Below are 14,203 nucleotides of genomic sequence, written 5' to 3'. Positions count from 1 at the left end.
CGCTCTTCCGATCTCCATTTTGCTTAGATTTTGCGCTTTGACATTGATGGTTTGAGAAGTTTCAAGGGTGACTTTAACCAAGTCATCTATGGAATCCGTAATTGGGCGAAACCCAGCGGCGCTTTCTCCAGCCCTTAATGCTAAGGCTCTGGCATTGCTGGCGACTAATAGCAATCGTTTTGCGATCAGCATGCCTCGATTCAGCTCAGCGGCAACTTCCGCTGCAATTACAAATACAGGTTTACTAGCCATAGATATTGTCAATATTCATTAACTTATAATGATTAACTATAGACCAGATATTTAAAGTGCAAGAGCTCATCGCTAGATAATAGCGTCGATTAGGCCAACGTAATCTGAATCCGAAGGGTGCTTGCCAATGCAAGTACCCCTCTATTACTGTCATTTCCATCTTATCTAAAGCTTTTGAGTACGCTACGCTCTAAAGCACTCGAAGCTTTAATGTTTGGAAAGCGCGAATACGTTAATGACCCACAAACGCGACCACCACTTTATCGCTCTCTAATTGACGAGAGAACACATACGCGTTGTCTTGTTGAATTTCCATGTGTGTTCCTGCGCCTATCGCTGGGTGGCGTTGGCGAAATTGTCCAAGCGTCTGCCAATGCGTTAGCAATGATTGTCTTTTAGCATCCAACGTCCAAACCATGTCTGATCGGGTTCCTTGGTGGAAATCATCCGCATAGGGCCCAATGTTCCTGGCGACTTCATCCCCGTAGTAAACTTGGACTGCACCAGGGCTTAACAGTAATGCGTTGGCGGCATTGCGTTGGATATCAAACGACTTAAAGCGACTAAAAAACAGTTCGGTATCGTGAGACGACATATAACTCACAGGAAGAAAATCGTCCGATTGTTGCATTTTCTCTGTGTAGTCTTGGTAAGTCTCTGCCATTTGGCTGAAGCACACGGCGCCTTTATCTAGCTTCTTCTGCATATCAAAGTTGATGAGTGCGTCAAAGCCATCATCAAAATAGGGCGTTCGATAGGCTGAATGGCCCCACACTTCGCCCATCATCCAAAATGGCTGACCCTTAGTATTGTTTTCACTTCTCCAACGTTCCAAGTTTTCACTCGCTTGGTGCTTGAGCCGTTTCCATACATCACTTTCAACATGTTTTACGGTATCCACCCGAAAACCATCGATGCCGAATCGTTTCACCCAGTCCGTCTGCCATTCAATTAAGTAGTCACTGACCGTGTATTGGTCTCGGTGCTCGACGCGAGTTCCAGGGTTTTTCATTAACCAAGAGGGTGGAGTGACAAACTCATCGGACTCAGTCAGAAAGTCGGGTAACCCGGCTAACGTCATCGTGATATCACTAGAGCCGGGCTTTGGGTAATTGGGAAGGCCTGCTCTGACCCAATTTCCTCCCCACCAATGGCTCCACTGATCGCTCTTATAATCAATGCCCTGATGAAAATCATGCCAATTTTGGTTCGGTTGTGGTGTCCACTGGCTAACGGGGGTTGGTATGATGTTGGGATCGATGACGTCGATGTCATCGAATTGCAGGTCGGCTAAAGTCGCGTAACCTGAGTGATTGATGACCGCATCAAGAAGCACTTTCATTCCGCGCTGGTGTGCACCATCGACTAAGGCTTTTAAGTCCTCATCTTGGCCAAAGTTCTCATCAATTTTTGTGAAATCTCGAGTCCAATAGCCATGGTAGGCATAGAAAGGGAAACTACCACTGTCGCCACCACCGACAAAGCCGTGCACTTGTTCAACGATAGGAGAGAGCCAAATGGCATCGGTTCCTAGGCTCTGAATGTAATCTAGCTTATTGATGACACCTTTAAGGTCTCCTCCATGAAAAGTCCCAACTTCGTCGCGTCCATCTTTTCTTCGGCCGTAGCTTTGATCGTTGTCACGGTCACCATTGTTAAAGCGGTCAACCATAACAAAGTAAATATTGGCGTTTTTGTAGGTAAAGGGCTGTTGTTTGATTTCAAGATCTTGAATTTCAGGAGTATAGGGTTCGAGCAACATTAAACCGCCGCTTTTAGGTGAAACGGTTAAGGTCACTTGCTGATCTTGAACGGTGACCTGCTGCTGGCTAAACACCTCTCTCAGCAGGGTTCCTTCAGGGAAAGTGTCGGCCAACTGAATGGTATGGTGAGTAACGGTGTTTTGTTCACATTGAAGCTTGGGCAGAGGGCGCTTAAACGCGGGTTGGCTACTGGCTTTGGCTTGGCGATTGAAGAGTAATGTGTGCTTGTCGGCATCGAAGTGAAACGCATAATCGCCAGTAAAACGAATTTTTAGGGGAAGAATAAGCGGCTCAGAGCAGGATAGTTGAATAGGATGGCTGAACTTCACTTTTTGTTGCTGATTAGCCTGGCAATCCCCTTCAATTCCGGAAATTTTTAGGGTGTAGCTATCTTTGGCAAGGGAAACCACTAAAGGCGTGTCACTGTTTAATGGGAAATCACGGCTCGTTGTCGTTGTTGCTATGGTTAAGTTCGGGCTGGCCATGCTTGCCGATGCTATAAGAGACAAAAGCAACCCTATAGGGATCTTTTTCACGTTCAATCCTTAAATATGTGATGAGATAGGTGATGGAAAATTAATCATAAGTCGCATGGGGTAGAGTGACATCATTCTTGTCTTCTACGCCCTAAAGTCTGCTTCGTTTCACAAAAATGCCTTTGGGGGGCGCAGAGATTTGGAGTCAAATAGGTGGATTTGAGTCGCGAACTTGTGTGCTATTTTATCGATAACTGTTCTCACGCACATTAGGTGATTTGGCCCACAAATGAGTCGTAGATTATTAAATCGAATATTGGTTGTGGTATGCCTGGTTATGGCTCCAAGCTATGCTAGCGCGGAGGCATCAACGTTTCTGCGTCCTTTTTTGTCTCAGGAAGCCCCTTTGTCGCTGAGTCAGTTAAGGGAGAATACTGATCTGTATGACTGTGGGTTAGAACAAGACGATCAAGAATTTTGCAGCGATGAGATTAGATACTATAAAACTCGCGTCGTTGTGGCGTTGTTGGTTGGTTCCGATACGCGTGTAACGAAGGCAAAACTTAGCGCTGATTTCAGCCCGATTCATTATACGGATTTGCAATTGAATTTGCGTAAAGATGGCTTCCACATAGTGGAAGTGCGCAAAGCAGGTCGCCGTTTTTTGGTGGCAGAAGAAATACGTCTTGCTGATCGTCAAGCCGCGGATAGGGCGCTGATTGAGTTTATGAATCAAGGAGCGATTGACGATCCCATTGAAGTGCGTTGGCAGTTAGCACATAAAACGCACACAAAAAATAAAGAGGTTGAAGCGGTATTTCGAAGCCATAACGAGAACATAGAGGTCACTTTCTACGTTTCAAAAGATTCTGACGCGGCTGAAACTCAAGAATGAAAGCGTCTTAGTTGTCGTTAAGTCAGCCGTTTCCTCAGTGCTTATTGATAACATCTGCTGAGAAACGTTTACAACTTTAATGGATAAACGTGCCATACGGCTCAAAACGAGTACCTCTTAAAGAAATAGATTTCATAGAGATTGAGCTAACGCTTATTCGCGCATACTCTGATCTCAGTTAATTATAGGAGAACTGTTCATGGTGGCTAACGTAAACACGCCCGCTAAAGTAACAATGGCACAGCAAGGCCCAGAGCTTTCAGAGCTAGTACAAGGCTATTGGCGTATGGCTGAATGGGGGATGACTCCACAAGAAAGACTGACATTTTTGAAGCAGCATATAGAACTTGGTGTGACTACCGTGGATCATGCTGATATCTACGGTGGCTATGAATGTGAGACACTGTTTGGTCAAGGTTTAGCTCTTGATCAATCGGTGAGAGATGAGATTCAAATCGTCACTAAGTGCGATATCAACTTATGCACTTCTCATCATCCAGATCGCAAAATTAACCACTACGACACCAGTGCGACTCATATTCATCAGTCAGTAAATAACTCACTGACACGTTTAGGTGTTGAAAATGTGGATGTGTTACTGATCCACCGCCCAGACGTATTAATGGACGCAGACGAAGTCGCTGAAGCGTTTACCGAGCTTCATAAAGTGGGCAAAGTAAAACACTTTGGTGTGTCTAACTTCTCACCGGCTCAGTTTGAACTGTTGCAGTCGAGATTGGGTAAATCACTCGTTACGAATCAAGTGGAAATTAACCCTCTGAATTTTGAAGTGGCACACGACGGTACACTTGATCACCTACAAATGAAGCGTATTCGACCAATGGCATGGTCTTGTCTTGCTGGTGGAAGCTTATTCAACGGTACGACAGAGCAAGAAAAAAGAGTGATCAAAGAGCTTGAGGCATTACGCCTTGAAATCGGTGCAGAGAGCATTGATCAGGTCATTTATGCCTGGGTTCGTCGTTTACCATCGAATCCAATCGCTATTATTGGTTCGGGTAAGATCGAACGCGTGAAAGCGGCAGTATCGTCACTTGAGCTTGAGTTAACACGTGAGCAGTGGTATCGAGTTTGGGTTGCATCAAAAGGGCACGGTGTGCCATAGGCTCGTTAACCCTGACCTTTAGACTTTAACGTTAACAATCAGCGTTAACCATTATGAGAACCAGCCATTGTGCTGGTTTTTTTTATCAGTGAGATTCCACTTATCTCTACCATTTACCATTCGCGCTGATAATCCCCCATTCGTCGCAAAGCACGGCACGCTAACCAGGATCGATTTAATCTTTCACCATCAACGAGTGAAAGGGAAAACCGACATGAACATCAAAACTATCAGTAAACTATCAGCCATCGCACTTCTCATTGGCAGCCACTCAATCTTTGCAACCAATGCAATGGCAGCACCGAGCGAGGCACTGATATCTGAGTACAATATGGCTGCAGAAGGCGATGAGGACAAAGTAGAGATTGTCTATGAGCAGCTTAACCAACAGATCCAATCACAGGGTGCAGACGCTCTTAGCATGGTTTATTTGGGAAGTACTCAAACCTTAATGGGACGAGATGCTTTCATGCCTTGGAACAAAATGAAATATACAGAGCAGGGCTTGTCGACCATATCTAAAGGACTCGCTTTGCTCGATAGCCTACCTGTCGATGCTCAAGAGTATCGTCAAGGTTTACCAGAAGCGTTATTGGCCAAGGCGATAGCGGCCTCAACATTCACTTCTCTTCCAGACATGTTTAACCATTTTGATCGTGGTTATGACCTTTACCTTGAATTAATGGGGGATGATGACTTTGCCCATCAGAATTATGAAGCGACGTCTTGGATTTATATTTATGCCATTAAAGCTTCATTAAGAGCCGGTGATGTCAATCAAGCTACCGAGTGGTTATCCGATATGCAGAAACAAAATGCGGAGCACCCGATGACATTGCAAGCAGAAGCGCTTGTCAATAAAGCGGCCTAGGAGGCTACCGTGTTGAAATTTAACCAGATAAGTAAGCGGTATCGTTTAGGTCAGCAAAGTGTTCCGGCACTCGTCGAAGCCAGTGGTTTGATTGCTAAAGCGGAAATGGTGGCACTGTGTGGGCCGTCGGGGTCAGGCAAGAGTACATTGCTTAACATTCTTGGCATGTTAGATATGGATTACCAAGGCGAAGTGACGTTAGCCGGTGTCCCTTATCCAAAAGATCCTATGGCTGCGGCCAAGATACGCAGAAGCCAGCTAGGGTTTGTGTTCCAAAAATTTAATCTCGTCCCTGTGATGACTGCATGGGAAAATGTGGCTTATCCATTGATGCTAAATGGATTCTCTATCGCTGAACAAAAACAGCAAGCCATAGAAATGTTAGGTAAAGTGGGATTAGAGGAATTCGCTCTTCATCGCCCTGATAATTTGTCTGGTGGGCAACAGCAGCGAGTGGCTATCGCTCGTGCGCTGGTGCACAAGCCTGAAATCGTCATTGCAGATGAGCCGACGGCAAGCTTAGATAGCCATACCGCAAGCTTAGTCATCGATATTATGAAATCACTGGGTCAAGAAATGAGCACTACATTTATTGTGGCCACTCACGATCCTAGAATGGCATCACATTGTGACCGAACTATCGAGTTACTTGATGGTTGCATTAATCAGGAGGTGATCAAATGGGCAAGCTAATTCCTCATTCACTGCGTATTGCTTATCTTAATTTGCAACGTAATGGCCGCCGAAGCTTGTTGTCGGTCTTGATTGTTGCCATTGCTGTTTTTGCTTTGACAAGCGCAGGTGGGTTTGGCCTTTATACCTATGACTCGTTACAGGAATCAACCGCCAGAGACACTGGGCACTTAACTCTGAGTCAACCTGGCTTTTTTGAACAAGATGAGGAAATGCCTCTTGCTAATGGGTTGGCGAACACCGAGAGCATTGTGAAGCAATTACTGGCCAACCAAAACGTTCGAGGGGTGCAACCTAGGATTGAATTTACCGGACTGGTTTCTAATGGCACGAAATCAACAATCTTTGTCGGGACTGGTGTGAATGACCGTGAGTTTGATATGAAAGGGCCATTTTTAGACGTCAGGAAAGGCAAAACGTTATCAAACACGCAATCACCACGCTATGACGCGACTGAACCAGAAGTGATGCTGGCTGTTGATCTTGCTAAAAATTTGAATGTCACGACGAATGACTGGGTGACACTGCTCGCCACAACCAGTGATGGTGCTCTCAATGCGTTTGATTTTAAAGTCCGAGGCATCTACTCAACGGGGGTTCCTGAACTTGATAAAAGGCAGCTTTATCTGCATATCGAATCGGTTCAGAGTCTACTGGCCAGTCACAAAATCAGCACATTGTCGGTCTTTTTATACGGAACAGAACAAACAGCGCAAACTCAAGGTTGGGTTGAAGATCAGCTCAATGGTATGAATCTAGAACAAGCGGTCGAAGTGACGCCGTGGGAAAAAAGAGCGTTCTATTATAAGCGAGTGAAAGATCTTTATGATCGTATTTTTGGCATCATGGGAGCGGTAATGGCGTTGGTCGTTTTTGTTGCTCTGTTTAATACCATGACGATGTCAGTGACAGAACGCACCCGTGAGATTGGCACTTTATCCGCGTTGGGTACTTACCCAAATGAGATCGTTTCCGGATTTGTGCGAGAAGCGGGTTTACTCGCTATTCTGGGCGCATTAATGGGGGGAGCAATGACGTTAGCAACCAGTCTGATATTACTCGTCGCCGAAGTGCAGATGCCACCACCACCGGGACAAACCGATGGCTATCCATTGAACATCTATTTCTCTGCTGAGTTACTGGCGTATTGCGCAGCGGGCGTCGTGATCATTTGTGTGGGAGCGGCTTGGATATCAGCGCGTAAAGGCGTGAATAAACCGATTACAGAGGCTCTGGTGTATGTTTAATCTCAATAGAAATGTCCCATCATCATGGGTGAGGTTCGGCTCTTTTCCGAAAGCCGTTTTGCTACTAGCGCTGTCGAGCGTATCAGCGATGGCGCAAGAAACGAATACGGTTCAAGGTGAAAGTAAGATGGATGTTGAGGCGATGATCAAAGCGGCTGATGGATACCGAATGGGTGAAAGCTCAGCAAAAGCGGTTTCTCTAGTGTCATTGTATGAAAATCAAGTCCTTGATCAAACGCGTGAATACCATGTTTATAGCCGGCCAAACCGAGAGTCATTAGTGGTCTTTAAGTCTCAAGTAGAAGCGGGACAAAAAATGCTCATGCTGGGGGATAATTACTGGTTATTGATGCCCAAAAGTCGTCGCCCAATACGCATTACGCCGATGCAAAAGCTATTAGGTGAAGCCTCGGTTGGAGACATCTCGACCTTAACATGGAGTGAAGACTATCAAGGCCAATGGGTCAGCAACGAATCGATTTCCCAAGACTCTGGCGAGACGATTAAAACTAACCGATTATCATTAACGGCCACAACCACAGGTGCAAGTTACCAGAAAATTGATCTGTGGTTAGATGAGGGCAATCACTTTCCAATCAAAGCCGATTTGTATTTACGTTCAGGAAAGTTAGCAAAGCAAGCTTGGTTTGAATCCGGTCAGAGAGACGGACACCTACGAGTGATCTCGATGACGCTGCTCGACAGAATTCAACCCGCTAAAAAAACGGTTATTGAGTATAAAACCATTGAAGCGATGGAACTCGATGAAAAGTATTACAACCCCGCTTATCTGACTCGTAACAAGTCGGTTGATCTATAACGGTGATGGACATGATGACACAGGGAACGTCGCGGTGGTCTTACAAGCTAATGGTGCCACTCAGTTGGTTATTGTGCAGTGTTGCGATAATGGTGAGCACCCATGCGGTGAGTTCGGATCTTAGCCTAGACTGGGACTGGCAGCTAAGTCTTAACCAAACGGCGCATCGAGAAACCGTATTGCTGGGGCAACCCAAACGTTCAGACACGGGAACACTTGATGCACTCATCGATGTTCAGGCAAGCTGGAAAGACCTCACGGGTTTATTTGCATTAAAAGGCAATGCGCTATGGAGTAACGACGATACGCGTTCTCTTGATACAGATGTCATCGTACAAGAATTGTTTTGGCAGGGGAGTACTGAAGCATGGGAACAATCGGTTGATTTAACGTTGGGTAAAGTGAGATTAGACTGGGGAGTGGGTTATGGTTACCGACCTTTAGATATATTCAAACCTTATCGTAGAAACCCTATCGGTATCCAAGTTGAGGAAGGGGCTGGAACTGCGATGGCCTCGTATTTTGATATGAGTGGAGAATGGAGCCTAGTGTATACCGATTCTTCGTGGACGCAGCAGCAAGGCTCAGAATTAGAAAAACAGTCCCAACAGCAGGGTTTTGGCCTTCGTCGATACGCATTACTGGGTGACAGTGAATGGCAAGGTATCGCTTACTATGACGATGTTCGACACGGCTTGGTTGGCGGTTCATTTGTTACGGTTGTGGATCCGGCCTGGGCGCTTCACGTTTCTGCTGTCTATCAACGTCAGTACCTGGCTTATCAGCAAGGGGAGCCATTCCAAGCCGTGAGTCTGTCTACACAACATCATGGTTATCAGTCACTCATTGGCATGAACTGGGCAAGCAGTACTGGGCACAATATCATCATGGAGTATTGGTTTGATAGTCGAAGTTGGAGCCGCGATGAATGGCAGCAAGCTTTTGAACGAGGGACGGATCTTGCTTCAAATCCACACACGTTGCCATTGGCGTCCTCCTACGCTCAGGGATTCAATCATGCCAATCTTGTGCAGCACAATATGATGTTTCATTGGTCGTTGAATTCAGCGAGTTGGAGCCATTGGGCATGGAGCAACAATTGGTTGTGGCTGAATGACTTTGAGCCGACATTTGATGTCATTGTCTCACCGCAAGATGGCGGGTTGATCGCGACTCAGTGGCTGAACTACCAAATGTATGATTCAGGCTATACGTCATTCAATGTTGAGCTGGCCGCTCGATTTTTAGGGGGCAGTAGCGATTCGGTGTATGCAAACTTACCTGATAAGCATATGATTCTATTAAACCTGAAAGGAAAATTCTGAACATGAAACGATGTGCCTCATTGGTAAAAAACACAGAGAAAAGCATAGAAAATAGTGCGTTCAAGAGTCTGTTTCTTACCAGCCTTTTTTGCCTAGCGATTGCCATTCTTACGTTCTTTATTTGGTCGGGTCCGTTCATTGAGCATCTATTGATCAGTTTTGGCTATGGCTATAGCGCGGTATTCAGTGCGCTTATCATTTCTTATTTTCGTCCAGATCTTGGTATCCAATGGGTCAATGCGTTTTCGCTGACTCTGTCGATGATTCTGGGTACTTGCAATGCGGCATTTTTTCTAGAAGGGTATAGCAATTTTGACAGCCTGCCTGAACTCAAACCAGTCATTCTTCTTGGTTTTATCTTTACGGTGATATGCTTTTTCTATTTTTATATCTACGAACAAAAACTACTGACCCAGAAAGAGCTTGAAACGACCAAACGCAAACAAGCTGAACAAGAAAAAGCGCTGGTCATGAGTCAGTTAAAACAACTTCAAAGCCAAATTGAACCACATTTTTTATTCAACACATTAGCCAATATTAATGCCTTGATTGATTCTCAGCCGAAAGATGCACGACGGATGCTTGAAAAGCTCACGGATTTGTTGCGAGGCACGCTAAAAAGTAACCGCCAGTCGAACACATCACTGGTTGGTGAACTTGAACTCGTGGATGCCTATTTAAGCATTCAGAAGATTCGGTTAGGTGATCGACTGACTTATCATATCGATAACCAGCTAACTAACGATGTTGTTTTTCCACCGTTACTCATTCAACCTTTGGTCGAGAATGCGATCCAGCATGGTATAGAGCCGAAAGCTGCTGGTGGTTCAGTGACGGTTTTAGTGGTAAAAGAACAGAGTATGGTGAGTATATCGGTCATCGACAATGGTATTGGATTGATGTTGGAATCTAAGAACGCGGGACATGGTATAGGCCTAGAAAACATTCGACAACGTATGAAAGTCCTTTTTTCTGATGAGGCGAATTTTGCAATTGTTGAAAATAAGCAAGGTGGCGTCACCGCCAAGCTTCAGATTAAATTGACAGACTTGGAATCATTACAGAGGTAACAAGATGACGCGCAGTATGCCAGTAACCGCCATTATCGCGGATGATGAACCGTTACTGAGGCACCATTTTAGTAAAGCGTTGGCAGAACATTGGCCGGAGTTAGATATCGTTGCATTGGCTGAAAATGGCGAACAAGCCTTAGAGCAGATCGAGAAACACCAACCTGATATTGTCTTTTTAGATATAAATATGCCGCTTCAAGATGGTATGAGCGTAGCTAAAACTCTTGCGACTCGGCAAAGTAAAACCAAAGTGGTCTTTATTACGGCTTACGATGAGTTTGCCGTACAGGCCTTTGAGATGAGTGCTGTGGATTATCTGCTTAAACCTGTGTCGGATATGCGACTAGCGCAATGTGTTGATAAGTTAAAAATACAGATGCAAGGTCAAGATTCGCCTGAAGTGTCAGATGTTTCATCGCTCATCGACCAAATCCAAAAGATGACACTTAAAGCCAAGCCAACCTATTTGACTTGGATAAAAGCCGCCAAAGGCGATGACATCCATTTAATATCGCTGAAAGATGTCTTGTATTTTAAAGCGGAAGATAAATACATTTCATTGTATAAGAAAGATGATAAAGGGTGTGTTGAGTACCTACTGCGCACATCCCTTAAGGAGCTTTTGCATCAACTCGACCCAGATATGTTTTGGCAGATCCATCGTTCGAGTGTCGTGAACGTATCCGCCATAGAAAAGGTAAAAAAAGACTTTTCTGGCAGAATGTTCGTGCATATTGGTGAGGCAAAACTCCCAGTGAGTCGAGCAATGCAACCGCAATTTACGAATTTGTGGTAACTCGTTTTTTTTTGCCAACGAAACGGTTTACCAACGAACGTTATGCCAAAGCACTTTTGTTAACAACCCTCGGGTTAAATTAACTTAAATTTGATGAATTCCTTAGGTTTCATAGGAGCGGAAAAGTAGTACCCCTGTATGTATCGGATACCGAGTTCACTCAGTTGCTCTATCTGCTCTCGGGTTTCTACGCCTTCCGCGATGACTTTCATATTGAGTTCATCACCCAGATTGATCATCGATATCAATACTGGTGTGATCGCCGTCTCTGACCGTAATCCATTCACAAATACTTTGTCGATTTTTAGTGCGTTAAATGGGTGCTGGCGAATGAAATTCAACCCTGAATATCCGGTCCCAAAATCATCAACGGCGACTTTGAATCCCAAATCGCTGAGTATACTGAGTGAGAAAGTCGCGTGATCCAATTCTCGGTTGGTGTAATCATTATTTTCGGTGATCTCAAGAAGTAGAATCGGAACAATATCGGGATGTCGTTTCGAATACTCGATTAAATAGTCAATGAAATCGGAATCAATAATCAGCTGACGACTAATGTTGAGGCTGATGTACTGCCCTTTGAGTTCTTTTTGGTGCGTATAGATGAAAGAAGTCACGGACTTGATGATTAACTTGGTGATTTGATCGATCACGCCCATACGTTCGGCCAATGGAATAAACATATCCGGTGGAATAATTCCTTGTGACCGATGATGCCAGCGTATTAGAGCTTCGCTTCCAGCGATTCGTTTCTCTACGATGTCCACAATCGGCTGAAGGTAGAGTTTTAGGTCGCCATCGTCAATGGCTTGCAACAAAGAATACTCTAGAGATTGCCTCGTTATTCTATAGTTACGTATAGCCAAATAAACCAGTGAAAGCATGGCTGCGATAAGCAGTGTCTGCCAGAAATGTTGACCGAAGTGGTAAAGGTAAGAAGCGTGATTGAGATGCAGAGTGATTGATAAAGGGTACAAGTGGGATGAAAAACTGAACAATCTAACGGCAGAATCAACGGACCCTTCACCACTTTGAATCGTCTGACTTAGTACCGTGATCGTATAACCAAATTCCTGTTCAGAGAGATCAGGGGAAACAAGACCTAAGAATTGATTAGGAGCTAATAACGCATTTGCGCCAGCACCACTGTCATTTTCGTCATGGGCAAAAATAAAGAAAGTTTGCAGTCGACTCTTAGAGATGGTCAAAGAAATGGTGATGTTGTTAGACGAGTCTTCTAATCGTTGTAGTATGGAAGAAGACAGGCGAATATTGGCTGCTCCTTCGTTACTGGTACAAAAAACCACCCCATCTTTATACAGGCCTATTTCTTTGAGCATGGTTGAATGGAAGACATGCCCTCGTATCGCCAGCACATCGTCACGCTCACAAGCAGAGGACACTTGATTTTTTAGTGACATTAGATTTTTTGCTGTTTCACCGATGTACTGTTCTAACAGATGAATCGATTGCTTTCCTTGTATTTTTGCGTGGTTGTTGGTGGTATAGAAATTAACAATAGCGGAAACGATGAACACACTGACGAATATGATACCAATAGGGATGGTAGCACGTATGTTCTTTCTAGCTAGGTGTAACAGCGAAGAGGGTGAGGCTTCAGTCTGCTTGTTATATTTCATGATAAGTAATGGCCAACATTTTGTTCTTATTTAACGGTATGTACTGATTTAACTATATGCACATTTGTTAAAAAGAGAATCCCATTTTACGTTATCTATAAAAATTAATACCTAACTCATTATTTTTAGACCTTTAGTTGATGGTTTTGTTTGTTATCTATACCGAATTTGATAATGATACCGAATTTGATAAAAAGCACCTTCGTTCATGTTCAGGCTAAAATGAAGGTGCTTTGTTTATCAATTAATTCATGCTCGACTCGAATAGAGAACTATTGCTTATCCTATGATCACTTGACCCAATACATAACCAAGACAACAGGCACTGATGACTCCGATTAAGCCGACTGACATAAATGAGTGGTTAAAGTACCATTTACCAATCTTAGTGGTACCAGAGCTGTCAAAATTGACGGTAGCGATATCAGAAGGATAATTTGGGATAAAGAAATAGCCATATACCGCTGGCATCAATCCTATCAGGAGTGCAGGATCTAAGCCGAGCCCTAACCCGACGGGTAACATCATTCGCGCGGTTGCCGCTTGAGAGTTAACCACCACAGACACTATGAACAGAGCTAATGCAAAGGTCCAAGGGTAGGCGGTCACCATATCTACGATGCCAGAACGAAATTGTGGCATCGCGTACTGGAAGTAAGTATCAGACATCCATGCAATACCAAAAATGGCAATCGCTGCCACCATCCCTGATTTAAATACCACGCCATTAGGCACATCTCTTGGATCCGTTTTTGTTGCGAGCAGAATGACACCACCAAAACAAAGCATCATCATTTGAATGATAACGGCCATGCTTATTGGTTTGCTTCCTGCCTCAATGGTTCTAATTTCAGGGATCATAGCAATGAGAACAATCAGCACAATCGAGCTGAGAAAGATTAAAACCGCGTTGCGAGATGATGAAGGCAGTTTCACATCCAGCGAGGTTGCGGTTGTGTTGAGAATACGTTCGCGCCACTCTGGATCTTTCATGCGAGCCTGATAATCAGGGTCATCTTGAAGCTCTTTACCGCGCTTAAGGCTATACAAGGACATCAAAAGCGTACCAAATAGAGTCGCAGGAACCGTCACCATAAGAATCGACAGCAGCGTTATCTCTTGCTGAATCTCAACCAACTGGGCCAGATAATACACAACAGCGGCTGAAATTGGTGAGGCAGTAATTGCAATTTGTGAGGCGACGGATGCAGCAGCCATCGGCCGTT

The 14,203-nt window shown here is 44.5% G+C and carries 12 protein-coding genes and 1 pseudogene; 9 read left to right on the top strand and 4 right to left on the bottom strand.

What is annotated here, in order from left to right:
• Positions 1-252, bottom strand: a pseudogene (locus ACP45E_RS08865) (chemotaxis protein); the annotation flags it as partial.
• Between the two features lie 232 nt (positions 253-484).
• Positions 485-2,551 (bottom strand): alpha-amylase, encoded by a 2,067-nt coding sequence (locus ACP45E_RS08860; RefSeq protein WP_017037592.1) that lies wholly within the window; start codon positions 2,549-2,551, stop codon positions 485-487.
• 229 nt (positions 2,552-2,780) lie between these two features.
• Between ACP45E_RS08860 and ACP45E_RS08855 the strand changes: the two genes are divergently transcribed.
• The 9 genes from ACP45E_RS08855 (at position 2,781) to ACP45E_RS08815 (ending at position 11,337) form a co-directional block, all read left to right on the top strand.
• Positions 2,781-3,386 (top strand): hypothetical protein, encoded by a 606-nt coding sequence (locus ACP45E_RS08855; protein WP_017037593.1) that lies wholly within the window; start codon positions 2,781-2,783, stop codon positions 3,384-3,386.
• 199 nt (positions 3,387-3,585) lie between these two features.
• Positions 3,586-4,512 carry an aldo/keto reductase gene (locus ACP45E_RS08850; RefSeq protein ID WP_017034755.1) on the top strand — a complete coding sequence of 309 codons (927 nt, stop codon included), beginning with the start codon at positions 3,586-3,588 and terminating at the stop codon, positions 4,510-4,512.
• Between the two features lie 214 nt (positions 4,513-4,726).
• Positions 4,727-5,383: a hypothetical protein gene (locus ACP45E_RS08845; protein ID WP_017034754.1), complete on the top strand. Its 657-nt coding sequence runs from the start codon at positions 4,727-4,729 to the stop codon at positions 5,381-5,383.
• A 9-nt stretch (positions 5,384-5,392) separates the two neighbouring features.
• Positions 5,393-6,076 (top strand): ABC transporter ATP-binding protein, encoded by a 684-nt coding sequence (locus ACP45E_RS08840; RefSeq protein ID WP_017034753.1) that lies wholly within the window; start codon positions 5,393-5,395, stop codon positions 6,074-6,076.
• Positions 6,064-7,323: an ABC transporter permease gene (locus tag ACP45E_RS08835; protein WP_017034752.1), complete on the top strand. Its 1,260-nt coding sequence runs from the start codon at positions 6,064-6,066 to the stop codon at positions 7,321-7,323. The genes ACP45E_RS08840 and ACP45E_RS08835 overlap by 13 nt, the downstream gene beginning before the upstream one ends.
• A gap of 88 nt (positions 7,324-7,411) precedes the next feature.
• Entirely contained in the window at positions 7,412-8,143 is a 732-nt protein-coding gene (locus tag ACP45E_RS08830) for an outer membrane lipoprotein-sorting protein (RefSeq protein WP_240492290.1), read from the top strand.
• A gap of 50 nt (positions 8,144-8,193) precedes the next feature.
• Positions 8,194-9,468, top strand: a complete 1,275-nt coding sequence (locus ACP45E_RS08825; protein WP_017037594.1) for a hypothetical protein — start codon at positions 8,194-8,196, stop codon at positions 9,466-9,468.
• A 2-nt stretch (positions 9,469-9,470) separates the two neighbouring features.
• Positions 9,471-10,538, top strand: coding sequence for a sensor histidine kinase (locus ACP45E_RS08820; RefSeq protein ID WP_017037595.1), 1,068 nt, complete (start codon positions 9,471-9,473; stop codon positions 10,536-10,538).
• A gap of 4 nt (positions 10,539-10,542) precedes the next feature.
• Positions 10,543-11,337, top strand: coding sequence for a LytR/AlgR family response regulator transcription factor (locus ACP45E_RS08815; protein ID WP_017037596.1), 795 nt, complete (start codon positions 10,543-10,545; stop codon positions 11,335-11,337).
• Between the two features lie 74 nt (positions 11,338-11,411).
• Here ACP45E_RS08815 and ACP45E_RS08810 read toward each other — a convergent pair whose 3' ends face one another.
• Positions 11,412-12,977 carry an EAL domain-containing protein gene (locus tag ACP45E_RS08810; RefSeq protein ID WP_017037597.1) on the bottom strand — a complete coding sequence of 522 codons (1,566 nt, stop codon included), beginning with the start codon at positions 12,975-12,977 and terminating at the stop codon, positions 11,412-11,414.
• Positions 12,978-13,256: 279 nt separating this feature from the next.
• The coding region (locus tag ACP45E_RS08805) for an anaerobic C4-dicarboxylate transporter (RefSeq protein WP_069584906.1) at positions 13,257-14,203 on the bottom strand (947 nt) is incomplete at its 5' end.

The sequence above is a fragment of the Vibrio genomosp. F10 str. 9ZD137 genome (assembly GCF_049974785.1).
Classification (GTDB): Bacteria; Pseudomonadota; Gammaproteobacteria; order Enterobacterales; family Vibrionaceae; genus Vibrio.
The sequence above is the reverse complement of the archived record's forward strand: the minus strand, read 5'-3'. Positions and strand labels throughout refer to the sequence as shown.

What these genes read in the sequence shown, in the direction of transcription:
- ACP45E_RS08855 (WP_017037593.1), top strand. Translation starts at nt 2,781, where the DNA reads ATGAGTCGTAGATTATTAAATCGAATATTGGTTGTGGTATGCCTGGTT.
- ACP45E_RS08850 (WP_017034755.1), top strand. Translation starts at nt 3,586, where the DNA reads ATGGTGGCTAACGTAAACACGCCCGCTAAAGTAACAATGGCACAGCAA.
- ACP45E_RS08845 (WP_017034754.1), top strand. Translation starts at nt 4,727, where the DNA reads ATGAACATCAAAACTATCAGTAAACTATCAGCCATCGCACTTCTCATT.
- ACP45E_RS08835 (WP_017034752.1), top strand. Translation starts at nt 6,064, where the DNA reads ATGGGCAAGCTAATTCCTCATTCACTGCGTATTGCTTATCTTAATTTG.
- ACP45E_RS08830 (WP_240492290.1), top strand. Translation starts at nt 7,412, where the DNA reads ATGGCGCAAGAAACGAATACGGTTCAAGGTGAAAGTAAGATGGATGTT.
- ACP45E_RS08825 (WP_017037594.1), top strand. Translation starts at nt 8,194, where the DNA reads ATGGTGCCACTCAGTTGGTTATTGTGCAGTGTTGCGATAATGGTGAGC.
- ACP45E_RS08820 (WP_017037595.1), top strand. Translation starts at nt 9,471, where the DNA reads ATGAAACGATGTGCCTCATTGGTAAAAAACACAGAGAAAAGCATAGAA.
- ACP45E_RS08815 (WP_017037596.1), top strand. Translation starts at nt 10,543, where the DNA reads ATGACGCGCAGTATGCCAGTAACCGCCATTATCGCGGATGATGAACCG.
- ACP45E_RS08810 (WP_017037597.1), bottom strand. Translation starts at nt 12,977, where the DNA reads ATGAAATATAACAAGCAGACTGAAGCCTCACCCTCTTCGCTGTTACAC.